The sequence below is a fragment of the Williamsia soli genome (assembly GCF_017377795.1).
Lineage (GTDB): Bacteria > Actinomycetota > Actinomycetes > Mycobacteriales > Mycobacteriaceae > Williamsia > Williamsia soli.
Genome location: NZ_JAFRDR010000003.1, coordinates 661,155 through 676,990, shown reverse-complemented (window position 1 = coordinate 676,990; position 15,836 = coordinate 661,155). Strand labels below are relative to the sequence as shown.

General features: G+C 63.8%; 14 protein-coding genes. 13 read left to right on the top strand and 1 reads right to left on the bottom strand.

What is annotated here, in order from left to right:
• Positions 1-65: 65 nt before the first annotated feature.
• Positions 66-1,979 carry a CocE/NonD family hydrolase gene (locus J3S28_RS11590; RefSeq protein WP_207840624.1) on the bottom strand — a complete coding sequence of 638 codons (1,914 nt, stop codon included), beginning with the start codon at positions 1,977-1,979 and terminating at the stop codon, positions 66-68.
• Between the two features lie 544 nt (positions 1,980-2,523).
• Between J3S28_RS11590 and rplJ the strand changes: the two genes are divergently transcribed.
• From rplJ to J3S28_RS11525, 13 genes are all read left to right on the top strand, one after another.
• Positions 2,524-3,084, top strand: coding sequence for a 50S ribosomal protein L10 (gene rplJ / locus J3S28_RS11585; protein WP_084834303.1), 561 nt, complete (start codon positions 2,524-2,526; stop codon positions 3,082-3,084).
• Positions 3,085-3,147: 63 nt separating this feature from the next.
• Complete coding sequence (gene rplL, locus J3S28_RS11580) at positions 3,148-3,531, top strand: 50S ribosomal protein L7/L12 (protein WP_030165235.1); 384 nt, start codon at positions 3,148-3,150, stop codon at positions 3,529-3,531.
• 424 nt (positions 3,532-3,955) lie between these two features.
• Complete coding sequence (locus J3S28_RS11575) at positions 3,956-5,113, top strand: ABC transporter ATP-binding protein (RefSeq protein WP_207840622.1); 1,158 nt, start codon at positions 3,956-3,958, stop codon at positions 5,111-5,113.
• Positions 5,114-5,920 carry an MlaE family ABC transporter permease gene (locus tag J3S28_RS11570; RefSeq protein ID WP_084837491.1) on the top strand — a complete coding sequence of 269 codons (807 nt, stop codon included), beginning with the start codon at positions 5,114-5,116 and terminating at the stop codon, positions 5,918-5,920.
• A 10-nt stretch (positions 5,921-5,930) separates the two neighbouring features.
• Positions 5,931-6,788, top strand: coding sequence for an MlaE family ABC transporter permease (locus J3S28_RS11565; protein ID WP_207840620.1), 858 nt, complete (start codon positions 5,931-5,933; stop codon positions 6,786-6,788).
• A gap of 3 nt (positions 6,789-6,791) precedes the next feature.
• On the top strand, positions 6,792-8,147 hold the full coding sequence (locus J3S28_RS11560) for an MCE family protein (RefSeq protein ID WP_207840618.1): 1,356 nt from the start codon (positions 6,792-6,794) through the stop codon (positions 8,145-8,147).
• A complete protein-coding gene (locus J3S28_RS11555; protein WP_207840616.1) occupies positions 8,144-9,211 on the top strand; it encodes an MCE family protein in 1,068 nt (355 codons plus the stop codon). Before J3S28_RS11560 ends, J3S28_RS11555 begins: the two co-directional genes overlap by 4 nt.
• Positions 9,212-9,239: 28 nt before the next feature.
• Complete coding sequence (locus tag J3S28_RS11550) at positions 9,240-10,274, top strand: MCE family protein (RefSeq protein ID WP_207840614.1); 1,035 nt, start codon at positions 9,240-9,242, stop codon at positions 10,272-10,274.
• The gene (locus J3S28_RS11545; RefSeq protein ID WP_372435988.1) at positions 10,271-11,536 is read left to right on the top strand and encodes an MCE family protein; all 1,266 of its coding nucleotides are present in this window, start codon (positions 10,271-10,273) and stop codon (positions 11,534-11,536) included. The genes J3S28_RS11550 and J3S28_RS11545 overlap by 4 nt, the downstream gene beginning before the upstream one ends.
• The gene (locus tag J3S28_RS11540; RefSeq protein ID WP_207840612.1) at positions 11,536-12,879 is read left to right on the top strand and encodes an MCE family protein; all 1,344 of its coding nucleotides are present in this window, start codon (positions 11,536-11,538) and stop codon (positions 12,877-12,879) included. Before J3S28_RS11545 ends, J3S28_RS11540 begins: the two co-directional genes overlap by 1 nt.
• Positions 12,876-14,117 carry an MCE family protein gene (locus J3S28_RS11535; protein ID WP_207840610.1) on the top strand — a complete coding sequence of 414 codons (1,242 nt, stop codon included), beginning with the start codon at positions 12,876-12,878 and terminating at the stop codon, positions 14,115-14,117. Before J3S28_RS11540 ends, J3S28_RS11535 begins: the two co-directional genes overlap by 4 nt.
• 64 nt (positions 14,118-14,181) lie before the next feature.
• Positions 14,182-14,829 (top strand): hypothetical protein, encoded by a 648-nt coding sequence (locus J3S28_RS11530; RefSeq protein WP_207840608.1) that lies wholly within the window; start codon positions 14,182-14,184, stop codon positions 14,827-14,829.
• The gene (locus J3S28_RS11525) at positions 14,829-15,746 is read left to right on the top strand and encodes a hypothetical protein (protein WP_207840606.1); all 918 of its coding nucleotides are present in this window, start codon (positions 14,829-14,831) and stop codon (positions 15,744-15,746) included. Before J3S28_RS11530 ends, J3S28_RS11525 begins: the two co-directional genes overlap by 1 nt.
• Positions 15,747-15,836 lie beyond the last annotated feature (90 nt).

Below are 15,836 nucleotides of genomic sequence, written 5' to 3'. Positions count from 1 at the left end.
ACACCGTTCAGTCATTTGCACACGTTCGAACGTGTGCAAATGACTGAAGCGTGTGCATTTGCGCGCTACATCCCCTGGAAGGTGAGATAACTCTGGTGGTAGGGGTCCAGGACGACTTTCTGGGAACGCCAGCCCGACTTGATCAGGTCAGGGACCACTGCGAGGAATCGCGGCATGCTCGCTGCGTAGATGTTGATCCGAAGCCGGTGGCCCTCTTCGATGATCGCGTCGGTGGGGACCAGGTCGATGTCGAGATCGATGGGGGAGTTGGGGGTCACCTTCAGCTTGCGCTTCTTGCTCAGCGGATGGTGGGCAACCAGTAGCGAGCCGTCCTCGGCGTATTCGCAGAGTCCGGGGTCGAGGGACCGGTTCGATGCCGTCAGCGAACCATTCGTCAGGACCGTGGACGTGCCGTCAGGGGCGACATCGTTGAGGGTGATGGCCCACAGAGCTTCGTGACCACCGCAGGTGGTGCGCAGGTGAAGGTTCATCGACCCCGAGATCTGCATCGGCTCGGACATCGGCTCGGTGGTGAAGGTCAGCGCGCCGACCTCCTGGAACTTCGCCTTGGTGGTGAAGGAGCCGCCGAGGAGCATGGTCGCGCCGGCGGTCACCTGGGTCATGTCGCGGGAGATGAACCCGCGCGCATCCGCTCGCAGCTTCAGCTCGCCCGCGGTGGAATTGACGGCGGCGCCGAGGCTGCCGTCATGCCTGCTGTGCTTCGCGGTATGCGACGACGCCGGGGACAGATACAGCCGCTGCACCCGAGCGTCTTTGCGAGGGAACGACTCTCCGGACGTCCAGGATCCGCCCTGCTGCTGCAGGGTCACCGGGCCGTACTCGTCCACGCCGTTGTCGAGACCTTTGAGCCACTTGTCGAACCAGGCCCGCTCGAGCACGTCGACGCGCGGTGGGGCGATGTGCTTGCCGAAGCCGCGACCGGCGTCGAGGTGATAGCCGTCCGCCATGACGAGTTGCTTCTGCCCCGGTTGCAGCTTCAGTTGGTTGTAGATGCGGGTCGCGCTGCGTCCGAACAGGTCGTGCCACCCGCCGAACACGAATGTCGGCGCGGTGATCATGTCGATCTTCGGGTCACGCTCGTCGAAGTATGGGTCGTCGTAGATGCGGGGGTCCCGGCCGGTGAGGAAACCCCATGCCAGAGAGCCGATCTCGGTGGCGGGAGAGGCGACTCGGTCCTTCAGCCAGCGCACGCCGTTGCTGCCGAACGCGTCCGCCAGTGCCGCGGACGGGTTGGGGAGCCACTTGAGCATGTTCACCCCAGCGAGCCAGATCGGGATGAATGCCGATGGGGCGCCGCCGGTGATGTAGATGTCCCGCACGATGTCTTCGCACCCCTCGACCGCGAAGACGGCCTTGAGGTGTGGCGAACCATTGCCCGCGGCCTGCAGAGAATTGATGGCTGAGTACGACCAGCCGGCCATCCCTACGTTGCCGTCGCACCACGACTGATCGGCCGCCCAATCGATGACCTCGATGGAATCGCGCTGTTCGCGTTCTCCGAGGATCTGCCAGCGACCATGCGAGGCGCCGGTGCCGCGCACATCGACGACCAGCTGGACGTAGCCGCTCTGCACGAGCTTGCGGTTGATGCCGAAGACGTCGAGTGTGCCGCCGGAGATGGGAGGTAACGGCAGGCGGTGTGTGGTCTGGTCGATGAGGTCGAGAACGGCGCGGTTGTAAGGATTGATCGTCACCACCGTCGGCATCGGTGATTCCACGATCTGACCGGAGGCGTCGATCGGCCGGACCAGCGTTGCGCGCAGACGTACCCCGTCGCTCATCGTCAGATGAAGGGAGCGATCGATGGAGACCTTGGGGAACTCCGGCTGCCCATCGACCTGTTCGCGCCACCAGAGTGCGTTGGCGCCGCCGGTCGGGTCGCCGAGGGGGAGTGTCGGAGCGCTTCGCGGCGAGGGTGCTCTGCCCGTGCGTTCGTAAGGACTGACCTGGTAGACCATGGCGCTACCTCTCCGCTGGGGAATGGGGCCACGCCGAGCGCGAATCACCCGGTGTGAACCGAGTAATTGCAGGTCGCGGCAACACTCCGTCGTGTTGCTGCCAGTGCTGTTGGTGTTGATAGTGGTTCGTGACCGACCTCACACTGGACTGGTTCGATTCAACGTACCCGAGCGGGTGTTCGGTCGCGACCTTTGGGGTGTTCCGCCGTCACACCTTGATCCCGACGTGGCTGATTTGTAACCGGTGACCCACTGCCGGTACTGTGGCTTCTTGGTGTTCGCAGGCCATATGCCTGCGGACGTCAGTTCAACCAGAGACCGTTGGTCACCGGGGCGCGACTATCGCGAGCCGGCCGAAGGCCCGACACATACGTCGGCGGCCCACGCAGGGAGAACGAGGAATCACTGCTGCAATGCTCTGCCATTGAAGCTCGTGTGCGCCCCGTGCCCTGTGCCGGGGCGTTTGTCGTTGGTGGGGTCAGCGGCCGTTCACGAGACTCGCGCTCCTACGTGCCAACCGACACGTCATGAGAGGAGGCGAAGTATGGCAAATAGTGAAAAGGTCACCGCGGTTGCGGAGATCACCGAGCAGTTCAAGGGAGCCACTGCGGCAGTCGTCACGGAATACCGTGGTCTGACCGTCAAGCAGATCTCGGAGCTGCGTCGCTCACTGGGCGAAGGTGCTGTTTACTCCGTCGCCAAGAACACCCTGGTCAAGCGCGCTGCTGCTGATGCGGGCGTGGCCGGTCTGGACGAGCTGTTCACTGGTCCCACCGCAATTGCCTTCATCGAAGGTGAACCCGTTGTGGCGGCCAAGGCGATCAAGAACTTCGCCAAGGACAACAAGGCCCTCATCATCAAGGGTGGATTCATGGACGGCCGCGCGCTGTCTGTGGACGAGGTCAATCAGATCGCTGATCTCGAAACCCGTGAGGTGCTCCTTGCAAAGCTCGCCGGTGCCATGAAGGGCAACTTGGCAAAGGCTGCGGGCCTGTTCAATCAGCCCGCTTCCCAGGTCGCACGTCTTGCGGCCGCACTGCAAGAGAAGAAAGCTGCCTCCGGCGGCGAAGAAGCCGCGGTCGCACCCGCAGAAGCGGCCGAATAAAACCCCAACACCTCCCTGGTCGCATCACTCTGCGGCCGAGGAAAGAACGAAAGGATTGCCCACATGGCAAAGCTCTCCGCTGACGAGCTCATCGATCAGTTCAAGGAATTGACCCTGCTGGAACTCAGCGACTTCGTGAAGAAGTTCGAAGAGGTCTTCGAGGTCACCGCTGCCGCTCCCGTCGCCGTCGCCGCTGCCGGTGCACCGGCCGCTGCCGAAGCCGCTGTCGAGCAGGACGAGTTCGACGTCGTGCTCGAGTCGGCTGGCGACAAGAAGATCCAGGTCATCAAGGTCGTCCGCGAGGTCGTCTCCGGACTGGGTCTGAAGGAAGCCAAGGATCTCGTCGAGTCCGCTCCCAAGGCGATCCTCGAGAAGATCGACAAGGATGCCGCCGAGGCAGCCAAGACCAAGCTCGAAGAGGCCGGCGCCAAGGTGTCGGTCAAGTAGCTTGCGGATTGCCTTATGGCAGTCAAGTAAGACCGTTTCTTCGCTTTACCCACGATGGCCCGCAGCGTTTGCTGCGGGCCATCGTGCTGTCTCGGGGCCTCTATATAGGCGGCTCCGGACGCCACCCTCACAGGCCCGCTCAGGGGCTCAGTTGCCCCGAAGGTTACCGGCTAGTAGGTTTCAGAACCGATCACGATCAGAGCGCGAAAAAAACTTTTCGGCATAACGTAAGTTACTCCCGAGTAACCGCGGATCTGGTCTACCAGCAACAACCCGTACGGCTCGCCCGACCCAGCACGACCTCGGGAGAACCGTGAACCTGAGAAACGGCGACGGCGCGTATATTCGTCACGCCAAGTGGGTTAGAGTGAGCCGAACCACAGGCTCCGCACGGGGGCGGACTTCGTTTTGGAGGGACATTTCAGTGGGTGTTGAGGTCAGTGTTGAGGGGCTTACGAAGTCGTTCGGGTCGCAGAACATCTGGCGGGATGTCTCGCTGACTCTCCCGATGGGTGAGGTGAGTGTGTTGCTGGGCCCGTCGGGTACGGGTAAGTCGGTGTTCCTCAAGTCGTTGATCGGTTTGCTGCACCCGGAGCAGGGTTCGGTGATCGTCGACGGCACCGACATCACGAAGTGTTCTTCGCGTGAGCTGTATGAGATCCGTAAGTTGTTCGGTGTGCTGTTCCAAGACGGTGCGCTGTTCGGGTCGATGAGTTTGTTCGACAACATCGCTTTCCCGCTTCGTGAGCACACGAAGAAGAAGGAAGACGAGATCCGTCAGATCGTGATGGACAAGATCGAGTTGGTCGGTTTGACCGGTGCGGAGAACAAGCTCCCCGGTGAGATCTCCGGTGGTATGCGCAAGCGCGCCGGCTTGGCTCGCGCCCTGGTGCTGGATCCGCAGATCATCTTGTGTGATGAGCCGGACTCGGGTCTGGATCCGGTGCGTACGGCGTATCTGTCGCAGTTGCTGATCGACATCAATGCGCAGATCGATGCCACGATTTTGATCGTGACCCACAACATTCAGGTCGCTCGTACGGTGCCGGACAACATCGGGATGCTGTTCCGCAAGGAGCTGGTGATGTTCGGTCCGCGTGAGGTCTTGTTGACCTCGGATGAGCCGGTGGTCGAGCAGTTCCTCAACGGTCGTCGTATCGGGCCGATCGGTATGTCGGAGGAGAAGGACGACGCGCAGCAGAAGCGTGAGCAGGAGATGGTCGACGCCGGGCATTCTGATGGTGGCACCGCCGAGGATGTGCGTGGCATCGTTCCGCAGCTGCAGGCGACGCCGGGTCTGCCCGAGCGTAAGGCGGTCGGTCGTCGTCAGGCCCGTGTGCGGGAGATCCTGCATACTCTGCCCGAGCCTGCCCAGCGTGCGATCGAGGAGAGTTTCGAGGTCGAGGACGCCGCGCAGGAGAACCAGCGCGAGGCCTACCGCAAGACCCAGCAGCAGCCGGTGGGGGTCGGCTCGGGTTCCAATTCCGGATACGACGAGACTCAGCAGCAGTCTTCCTACCAGGGCTCCGATGCCCAGACCGAACAGTTCCCCGCATATCGCGCCGGTGACAAGGCTCTCTAAATGACAAGTGCCACCACACGTGGCGTCGACAAGGTTTCGAAGGCTGGCTCTGGGGCGTTGTCCCAGACGGGCAACATAGTCCAGCTGTTCGTCGACGTCGCGCGCCAGACCTTTGTGCGTCCATTTCAATGGCGCGAGTTCATCCAGCAGGCCTGGTTCATCGCCAGTGTGACGATTCTGCCGACCGCGCTGGTCGCCATTCCGTTCGGCGCGATCGTGTCTCTGCAGACCGGTTCGCTGATCCGGCAGCTCGGCGCCGAATCGTTCACCGGTGCGGCCAGCGTCCTGGTGGTGATCCAGCAGGGCGCGCCCCTGGTGACGTCACTACTGGTGGCCGGTGCCGCCGGCTCTGCGGTGACGGCCGACCTCGGATCTCGGACCATTCGCGAAGAGATCGATGCCATGGAGGTACTCGGCATCAATCCCGTTCAGCGACTGGTGGTCCCACGCGTCCTGGCCATGATCTTGGTGGCTGTCCTACTCTGTGGCCTCGTCTCGGTGGTCGGCATCGGCGGTGGTTACTTCTTCAACGTCATCGTCCAAGGCGGTACCCCGGGTGCCTATCTGGCTTCGTTCAGTGCATTGGCACAATTGCCAGACCTCTACGTGGCCTTGCTCAAAGCTGCAGTCTTCGGTGTGATCGCCGGAGTCGTGGCCGCGTACAAGGGGCTCCACCCCGGTGGTGGACCCAAGGGTGTGGGTGATGCGGTCAACCAGGGCGTCGTCATCACCTTCTTGTTGCTGTTCTTTGCGAACTTGATCATCACTGCGGTCTACTTGCAGATCGTTCCGGCCAAGGGTTCATAGGAGAACAAGGGTGACGATCGCCAAAGGCCGAGGAGACATCGGTTACCGCGCGGGCAAAATCGCGCGGGTCCCGCTACGCGTACTGGACGGCGCGGGCGACCAGATGTCGTTCTACGGACGCGCCATCGGATGGTCTCCGCGCACCATTCGCCGCTATCCCAAGGAGCTGCTCCGGCTGCTCGCCGAGGTCGCCTTCGGGTCCGGTGGCCTCGCGGTCATCGGCGGCACCATCGGCGTCATGATCCTGATGTCCGGATTCACCGGTGTGGTGGTCGGGCTCCAGGGTGCAAACGCACTGGACCAGCTGGGGTCGCAGGCGCTGACAGGATTCCTCGCCGCGTACGCCAACACCCGTGAGGTCGCGCCGCTCGTCGCCGGCCTCGCGCTGTCGGCAACAGTCGGTTGTGGCTTCACCGCTCAACTCGGCGCCATGCGGATCTCGGAAGAGATCGACGCGCTCGAGACGATGGCCGTGCCGTCGATCCCGTTCCTCGTGACCACCCGCGTACTCGCCGGCTTCATCGCAGTCATCCCGCTGTATGTCCTCGGTCTGTTGTCGGCCTACTTCGCGTCCCGCCTGATAGCCACGCAATTCACCGGTCAATCGTCCGGTTCGTATGACCACTACTTCAATCTCTTCTTGCCACCTGCAGATGTGTTGTGGTCGTTTGGCAAGGTCATGATCTTTGCGTTCGTGATCATTCTCGTGCACTGCTACTACGGCTACTACGCCACTGGCGGGCCCGCCGGCGTCGGCGTGGCGGTCGGACACGCCGTTCGAGCCGCACTGGTGATCATCGCGGTCCTCGACTTTTTCCTCGGTCTGGCCATCTGGGGCACCACGACGTCCGTCAGAGTGGGGGGCTGATCGATGCAGGCACTCAAACGCCGGGCGCTCGGTCTGGTGTTCTTCCTGGTGGTCGCTTTGTTCCTGACGCTGACGATCATGCAGTACAACAAATCGTTCACGAAGTTCGTCGACGTGAAGCTGATGACGACCTCGGCGGGCAACGCGTTGCCCAACAACGCCGACGTCAAGGCTCGCGGACTCATCGTCGGGGAGGTGCGCAGCGTCGAGCCGAACCTGGAAGACGGCTCGGTGGTCGTCACCCTCGGTCTGCAGCCCGACAAGGTGGACCTGCTGCCGGCCGACACGACGGCCCGGATCCTGCCGAAGACCTTGTTCGGCGAGCGGTACGTGGCGTTGCAGATCCCGGACGGTCAAGAGGGCAGCAAGGGCGATCACCTGACCAACGGCTCGACGATCGACGAGGACAAGTCCGGTAACGCTGTCGAGCTGCAGGAGTTGTTCGATCAGCTGCTTCCCGTGCTCGAGGCCATCCCGCCGGCTGACCTGAACGTGACCCTGTCCGCGCTGTCGAAGGCGCTGGCGGGCAACGGCGAGCGCCTCGGTGCGTCGTTCGAGCAGCTCAATACCGTCTTCAAGGGGATCAACGAGAACATGCCCGAACTCCAGGGCACGCTCCGCGGTCTCGCCAGCTTCTCGCAGACCTACTCCGAAGCCCTGCCCGACGTCATCGATTCCCTCGACACCCTGCGCACCACGACCAACACCCTGGTCGAGCGTCAAGGCGATCTCCGCACAGTGATCGCGGCGGTCACCCAGGTGGCGATCGACGGCACCGGGTTCCTCGAGACCAACCGCCGCGACCTGGTCGATCTGGCGATCCAGTCCGAACCGTTGCTGACGGCGTTGGCACGACAGTCACCGGCGTTCGGCTGCACGTTCAAGAACTTCGCAGGACTGGTTCCCGAAGCCAACGTCATCACCGGCGCCGGGACCGAGAACCCCGGTGTGCGGGTCAACCTGCAGTTCGTCAACCCACGCGGCCGGTACCTGCCGAACCAGGACGAGCCACGACTGTTCGACGAGCGTGGACCGATCTGTTACGAGCAGGCCCGAAACGGCAGGCCTTTCCCGCAGTATCCCGCGGGCTCGGTCAACGACGGCTCGTACCAGCCGCCGTCCCGCAACGCCGGACCCCGGAACATCCCCACGCTCCCTGAGCCGCAGTACTCGGCGATGCCCGACGGCACCGCCACACAGGCTCAGGAGCCCGCCACCAACTACAGCGATCCGAGGAACAAGCTGCAGATACAGGCCATCGTCGCCGCCGCGGCGGGTAAGGAGCCGGCAGAAGTGCCCAGCTGGATCGGTTTGATCGCGGCTCCCACCGTGCAGGGACAGCAGGTGAGCATCCGATGAAGAGTTTGGTCGGACCGCTCATCAAGCTGATCATCTTCGCAGTGGTCACGGTGTTCGCCACCGCAGTCCTCGGGTTCGCCGTCGCCAACGGCGGTGCCGGAGGCGGTACGGACTTCAAGGCGGTGTTCACCGACGCCACGCAGGTGGCCCCGGGCGACGACGTCCGGATCGCCGGCGTCCGCGTCGGTCAGGTCAGTGGCGTCGAGATCGTCGACCGCGACAAGGCAGAAGTGGCTTTCTCGGTGGACCGCGGTGAACTCCCTGCCGGTGTCCGGGTCGCGATCAAACTCCGTAACCTGACCGGTCAGCGCTACCTCTCACTCGAGAAGGGTCCGGGCGACACGGCCGACACCATCGGTGGCGGCACGACGATCGGTCTGTCCCAGACCACCGAGGCGATCAATCTCACCGAACTGTTCAACGGCTTCCGTCCGCTGTTCCAGCAGCTGACCGCGGACGACGTGAACAAACTGTCGGCCGAGATCATCAAGGTCTTCCAGGGTGAGAGCGGGACCATCTCCGAGCTGGTCCGTGACACCGCGAGCCTGACCAACACGATCGCGGACCGCGATCAGGTCATCGGGCAGCTGATCGACAACCTGAACGTCGTCCTCAAGAACCTCAACGAGCACGACGACCAGTTCACCCAGCTGTTGACGAACACAGAGAAGTTCGTCACCGGGCTGGCGAACCAGAAGGAGTCGGTCGGATCGGCGATCACGTCACTGTCCAACCTGACGGCCGTGACCGCCTCGATCCTGCAGCCGACCCGGCCCGCCATCCAGGGATCGATCGCAGCACTGAACGACCTCGGACAAACCGTCGTCGAACGGCAGGACGAGATCAAGCAGACGCTGACCACCCTGCCGATCAAGCTCCAGAAGATCGGCCGGGCAGCGACCTTCGGTTCATGGTTCCAGTTCTATCTCTGTGGTCTCGACGTCACGGCGGGGAACGGTCAGAGCAACCTGCTCACGCAGCCGCTGATCCCGCTGCCGGACATCAACCACGTCCTGTACACGAGCGCAGCGACCCGCTGCTGGGCGAACGAGGATCCACCGTGACCAACACGACGACCAGGGGGGTGACCGCATGACCGATCGACGAACCATCAAGCGCAGTCCTGTCACCATCGGATTCATCGGCATCTTGATCCTGCTGATGTTGTCGACGTCGGCGTTCTTTCTGCAGTCCCTGCCGTTGATCGGCGCGGGCATCATTTACAAGGCCGACTTCTCCGAAGCGGCCGGCCTCCAATCCGGCGCCGAGGTCCGAGTCGCCGGCGTCAAGGTCGGCAACGTACGCAAGGTCGAGCTCAAAGGCGACCGCGTACGAGTGGACATGCAGGTCGACAAGGCCTGGATCGGCAACCAGACGTCGGCCTCGATCCAGATCAAGACCGTGCTGGGCCAGAAGTACATCGCCCTCGACCCGGCGGGTAACGAATTGGCGGATCCGAAGAAGGTCATTCCGCTGGATCGGACCACGTCGCCGTACGACGTCATCGAGGCGTTCTCCGATGCCGCCGATCAGGTCGAGGAACTCGACACCAATCAGCTGGCAACCAGCATGCGAACGCTGTCGGACGCGTTCTCCGGGACCCCGGCGGATCTTCGGTCGTCACTCGACGGCCTCACCCGCCTCTCGGAGACCATCGCCAGCCGTGACCAGAAGGTGCAGGAGCTTCTCGCCGCCACCGCGGACACCTCGAAGCTACTGGCGGATCGCAACCAGGAATTCGAGCGACTGATCTCCGGTGCGGGCGAACTGCTCGGGGAATTGAACAATCGGCAGCAGGCGATCTCGGTACTCCTCTCGAGCACCATCACGCTGTCCGACACGTTGACGGGAATCGTCAAGGACAACCAGGAGCAGATCGGTCCCACGCTGGAGACCCTGCGCCAGGTGATCGAGATCCTCAACGACCAGAACGAGAACCTGCGGCAGTCGCTGACGTACATGGCACCCTTCTATCGCCTGTACGCCAACGTGCTGGGTAGCGGCCGCTGGTTCGATTCTGTGGTGACGAACCTGCTTCCGCCGGCACTGCCGCAGCAGAACACGACACGACTCCCTGTTCAGCAAGAGCAACTGGCGAACGGTGGCGGAACGGTGGCCGGACAATGATGACGTCGGCAAGCAACATGCAGGACACCCGCGGACCGGGGCGGTGGTTCACGCCACGGCACATCGTGTTCCTGGTGATCGGGCTGATCCTCGCCCTGCTGGTCGCCGGTTCGCTGTGGTGGGTGTTCCAACGGGTCACCGCCACCAAGATCACGGCGTACTTCCAGAGCAGCGTCGGTATCTACGACGGCAGCGACGTGCGGGTGCTCGGCGTGCCGGTGGGCACGGTCAGCAAGGTGACCCCCGAAGGCGAGCGCGTGAAGGTCGAGATGACCGTGCAAGGCGATGTCTCGCTGCCGAAGGACGTGGGCGCCGTCCAGGTGACCCCGTCCGTGGTGGCAGACCGCTACGTGCAGCTGACCCCGGTCTATGTCCGTGGGCCGAAGGCGCCGCAGGACTTCACGCTCCAGCTCGACAAGACAATGGTTCCGGTCGAGGTCGACGAGCTCTACGCCTCGGTGCAGAAGCTGTCGGATTCGCTGGGGCCCGAGGGTGCCAACAAGAACGGGGCGGTCTCCGAACTGGTGACCACGGGTGCGGAGAACCTGGCCGGCAACGGCGAGGCGCTCAACGAGACGATCAGCGGCCTGACCAAGGCCGCCAACACCCTGAACGAATCTCGGGGAAATCTCGTCGACACCATCAAGAACCTCGACAGCTTTGTCGGCATGCTTGCCCGCAATGACGCACAGGTGCGCCGATTCAACACCCAGATGGCTGATTTCACGACGTTCCTCGCCGGTGAACGCGATCAGCTCGGGACCGCGCTGGACAAGCTGTCCATCGCGCTCGGTGACGTCGCCGGCTTCGTCGAGGACAACCGGGAGTCCCTGGGCGCGCGGGTCAGTGAGCTGATCCCGACCACCCAGACCCTGGTGGACACGAAGGAGTACCAGAAAGAAATCCTGACGTCGCTGCCGTTGGCTCTGTCGAACCTGGTGAACGCGTACAACGCGGAGTCGGGAACGCTCGACCTGCACCTGACGCTGCCCGAACTCCAGGACCTGCTGGGAGCTCAGTGTGGGCTGCTCGATCTGGGACAGCTCAAGCCAGGGGACCCAGCGTTCGTGGAGTTCAGCAAGACGCTGCGACCGCTCATCGACCAGTGCACCAACGTTGCCGACCAGATCCAGGACGGCATCAAGACGCCGACCCTGAATCTCCCGTTCGGCATCTTCAGCACCGAGAACCAGCAGCGCAGTGGCCCCGTCCCGGGGACGGTGCCAGGCATTCCCGATCCAGGACTGGAGGGTGAGAACTGATGAGATCACCCAGACGCGCGACGGTCCACAAAGCCGGTGCCGCCGCCATGATCGGTGCCGCGGTCATCGCGATCGCCGGTTGCGGAACGCAGGGCCTGCAGTCGGTTCCGTTGCCCGGTGGGGTGTCGGTCGGCGACAACCCACGGACGTACAAGCTGCAGTTCACCGACGTGCTGGACCTGGTTCCGCAGGCGACGGTGAAGTTCAACGGCATCCAGGTCGGGCGCGTGACCGAGATCAAGGTCGCGCCGGACCAGTGGACGGCCGAGGTCGCCATCGAGGTGCAGAACAGTGTCGACCTGTCGGACAAGGCCATGGCGGAGGTCCAGCAGACCAACCTGCTGGGTGAGAAGTACGTCGCGCTCGAAGATCCCGAAAAGAACGCCGATCTGCCACGCCAGAACCCCGCTCAGGTCATCGGCTGCCCCGAGGTGGGGGCGCCCGACTGCCGGACCCGCACCGCGACCGACGTCGAGCAGGTTCTCGGTGCGCTGTCGCTGCTGCTCAATGGCGGCGGCCTCAACCAGCTCAAGCCGATCGTGGACGAGCTGAACGATGCCCTCGAAGGCCGCGAGAGCGAGGTCAAGGGTCTGCTCAACGAGACTGCTCGGCTCATCAACGGTCTCGACGAGCAAAAAGAGAACATCGTCACCGCACTGGACGGCCTCGACAAATTGTCGAACCGTGCGCGCAGTCAGACCGATCAGATCAACCGGGTTCTCGACGAGTTGCCGCGAGGCATCGCCGTTCTCGAAGAGCAGCGGCCGCAGTTCGTGACCATGTTGCAGCAGGTCGACCGGCTGGGCCAGGTGGGTGTGCAGGTGCTCGGGACGGCCCGTGAAGAGATCATCACCGATCTCAAGGCGTTGCGGCCCACGCTGCAGGCATTGGCCGGCGCAGCGCCGGATCTGATCACCGCGTCGCCGCTGCTGTTCACCTACCCGTTCCCGGATGCTCTGCTGCCGGGCGTCAAGGGTGACTCGACCAACCTGTTCGCCAATCTCGACCTGCGGTTGCTCAACCAGCTCGAGGCGCTCGGTGTCGGTCAAGGTGAACCGGTGTACAGCCCGCCCAAGACGGGCCCGACGCCGATCATCGATCCGCAGAACCCGTACTACAACGGCAACGGCCCGCGGCTCGGGTGGCCGACGATCACCCTGCTGCCGTTGCCCAACGCGAGACCGGGACCCAACACCCCGCCGTCGGGTGGCCAGTACGCACTGATGCCCGAGGACCGCGCTGAGCACAGCTTCCTGCAGGCCCCCCTCGCGCTGCTCTCCGGAGCAGTCGGGCAGGGTTCGGGCACGCAATCCACGACGACGCAGCCTGGAGGTGCCCCGTGATCTCGAAACTGGTCAAGTGGCAGCTCGCCATCTTCGTGATCGTCGGTGTGGTCGCCATCGTCTACGTCGGTGCCACGTACGCCAAACTCGACCGTCTCGTCGGTATCGGCTCGTACACGGTGAAGGCCGAGTTCACCGATTCCGGCGGCATCTTCACCAACGGTGAGGTCACCTACCAGGGTGTGCCGGTCGGTCGCGTCGGTGCGCTGACGCTCTTGCCGGACGGTGTCGAAGTGGCTCTGATCCTCGACTCCGACGGCCCGAAGATTCCCGACTCGGCCATGGCTGTCGTCGCGAACCGGTCGGCGATCGGCGAGCAATACGTCGATCTGCGCCCGACGAGCAACGAGGGGCCGTACCTGAAGAACAATTCCGTCATCACCGACACCGACGTCCCCCCAGCGCTCGACGGGGTCCTCAAGTCGGCGGTCGACTTCACCGACTCGATCCCGGTGGAGGACCTGACGACGGTGGTGACCGAGTTGGGCAATGCGTTCAACGGCAACGCCGACAATCTGCGCTCGCTGATCGACTCGCTGACCAACCTGTCCCAGGCCGGGGTGGACAATCTGCCCGAGACCATCTCGCTGATCCAGAACAGCGATGTGGTGCTCGGGACGCAGGCCGAACAGTCAGACGAGATCCTGGCGTGGTCGAGCAATCTGAAGTTGATCACCCAGACGCTGCAGGCCTCCGACCCGGCCATCCGGAGACTGCTCACGACCGGTACGACCAGCGCCACGCAGATCTCCCGGCTGTTGCAGGACAGCGGCGGCGACATCACCACCGTTGTCCGCAACCTCGCCGAAGACGTCCGGACGATTTCGCCCACGTTCTTCGCGGTGAGTCCGTCCCTGGCGTTGCTGTCGGCGCTCTCGAGCGGTAGCTACAGCCCGGCGCCGGGCGACGGCACCATTCACTTCGGCATCGTGCTCGAGGTGAACAACCCGCCTGCGTGCACGCTCGGCTACGAGGGCACCGAGGACATCATCGCCGAGGAGAAGCGGAAGAACCCCGACTTCGACATCAACTACGACGACTTCCCGTTCAATACTGACGCGAAATGTACTGTCGCGCAGGGAAATCCGACTGATGTTCGCGGTGCGGCCCGCTCGGTCTACTCGAACCCGAACATCCCGCAGCCGTGGGACGACAACCCGAAGAAGATGCCCGACACCCTCAACCTCAACCCCATTGCGGAACAGATCGCGTTCCTTCTTGGCGTGCGCGACAAGTGATCTGGGTGGCGGCGCAGACGGCGCGGATCGACCTCTCAGGCGGAGTGTGTACCTTGGGCGGGCGATGACTGACAAACCCAAGCCCGGCCGACAGCGACGTCTAGGTTCAAGGCGGCTGTGGCTGCGGATCTCGGCTGCCCTGGCGGTGGTCGGACTCGTAGCCGCAGTGGTGTGCACCGGCGTCTTCGGATACCAGTGGTACGACGCCAAGTTCAACGTCCAGGCCACGCAGCAGGCCCGCGACGATGCCCAGGACGGTGCCGAGCAGGTGATGCTGAACGTCACCAACATCGATCCCGCGAACATGACCGCGTACCGAGAACAGCTCAACTCGTCGCTCGTCGACGAAGCGGCGAATCAGGTGACCCCGGAGACGTTCCAGCAGCTGGTCGCCGAAGGTGAGGCAAACGGCGGCGCCTCGGCGAAGCTGACGTCGTCGATCGTGCGCAGTGGGGTCGTGGAGTTCAACAAAGAAGACGAGACGGCGAAGGTGATCGTCTACGTCGAGTCGGTGCGCTCGGTGGCGAATCAGGAACCGGTGACCCTGCAGTCGGGTTTCTCGGTCGGAGTCCGCAAGGTGGACGGCACCTGGAAGGCCTCGGACATCCAGCCTCTCGATGCGTTCGCACTGCAGGACCCGGCCGGCGCACCCGCGCCCGCCGACCCCTCCGCAGTTCCTGCGCCCGCCACCACCGCGCCGGGAGGAAACTGATGACCAACCAGCCACCCCGCAGACCCGGCCGACCGGCCGGGCCGCGCGGCAAGATCCGTGTCGCAGGCAGCGGCCCGGCCAAGGGTAAGGTGCGCAGCGGCGCCGAGGACGAGGTCGCCGAGACCACAGCCGTCGAGACCGGCCAGGCGGCCCCCGAGGGAGCTGACGCCGTGGCACCTGATGCGGTGGCAGCCGACGCGGTGGCAGCCGACGACGGGGAAGCGAAAGCTGCAGATGTCGCGGAGCCGTCGGCTGCTGTCGCCGACGACACCGTGTCGCTCGACAAGGGCGGCCGCAAGAGTCGGCCCGTGGCCAAGAGTGCATCCCTGAAGAAGCCCGGACGGGACGATGAGAGCGTCGCCGGCCCGGAGGGGCGTCCGACAGCGAAGGGTACAGCTGCGACGAAGACTCGCAGTGGGTTCCTCACCTGGCGCAAGGTCGCCGCGGTGGCGACCGTGGCCGTGGTGTTCGCGGTCCTGGCCGTCGTACTCGCGTTCAAGCCAGGCGCGAAGACCGAGTCGAATGACGCTTTTCTCGATGCCGCGGCCACCAGCGAGCTCAAGGCGCAGGCCGGTGAGCGGATGTGCACCGTCCTGGGTGTGGACCCGGTGAAGTTCGACGACTGGGCCGCGCGCGCGAAGGCAGCACTGACGGGTGAGTACATCAACGAGTTCAACGAGTACCTGCAGGCCAACCGGGATCTGGCCACCCAGACCGGGCAGGGCGCAGAGTGCAAGGTCGACCTCATCGGGATCAGCAACATGGACGACACCCGCGCCAACGTGATCGGGACCTTCGTGCTGAGCAACACCCAGCAGGGCGTCGCAGTTCTGGGCACTCCCAATCTCGCGCGCGTGGACGTCGGACTGCAGAAGGTCGACGGGCAGTGGCTCATCAGCCGCATCTCTGATTTTTAACCCGGACGCCGCAGACTTTTTTACCAACCTATCCGCGCGTTCCTCTTGACGCAGGGCCGTCTTGGTTGCAGTCTGTTCGCAGTAACCAAA

What these genes read in the sequence shown, in the direction of transcription:
- J3S28_RS11525 (WP_207840606.1), top strand. Translation starts at nt 14,829, where the DNA reads ATGACCAACCAGCCACCCCGCAGACCCGGCCGACCGGCCGGGCCGCGC.
- J3S28_RS11590 (WP_207840624.1), bottom strand. Translation starts at nt 1,979, where the DNA reads ATGGTCTACCAGGTCAGTCCTTACGAACGCACGGGCAGAGCACCCTCG.
- rplJ (WP_084834303.1), top strand. Translation starts at nt 2,524, where the DNA reads ATGGCAAATAGTGAAAAGGTCACCGCGGTTGCGGAGATCACCGAGCAG.
- J3S28_RS11530 (WP_207840608.1), top strand. Translation starts at nt 14,182, where the DNA reads ATGACTGACAAACCCAAGCCCGGCCGACAGCGACGTCTAGGTTCAAGG.
- rplL (WP_030165235.1), top strand. Translation starts at nt 3,148, where the DNA reads ATGGCAAAGCTCTCCGCTGACGAGCTCATCGATCAGTTCAAGGAATTG.
- J3S28_RS11560 (WP_207840618.1), top strand. Translation starts at nt 6,792, where the DNA reads ATGCAGGCACTCAAACGCCGGGCGCTCGGTCTGGTGTTCTTCCTGGTG.
- J3S28_RS11540 (WP_207840612.1), top strand. Translation starts at nt 11,536, where the DNA reads ATGAGATCACCCAGACGCGCGACGGTCCACAAAGCCGGTGCCGCCGCC.
- J3S28_RS11570 (WP_084837491.1), top strand. Translation starts at nt 5,114, where the DNA reads ATGACAAGTGCCACCACACGTGGCGTCGACAAGGTTTCGAAGGCTGGC.
- J3S28_RS11545 (WP_372435988.1), top strand. Translation starts at nt 10,271, where the DNA reads ATGATGACGTCGGCAAGCAACATGCAGGACACCCGCGGACCGGGGCGG.
- J3S28_RS11555 (WP_207840616.1), top strand. Translation starts at nt 8,144, where the DNA reads ATGAAGAGTTTGGTCGGACCGCTCATCAAGCTGATCATCTTCGCAGTG.
- J3S28_RS11550 (WP_207840614.1), top strand. Translation starts at nt 9,240, where the DNA reads ATGACCGATCGACGAACCATCAAGCGCAGTCCTGTCACCATCGGATTC.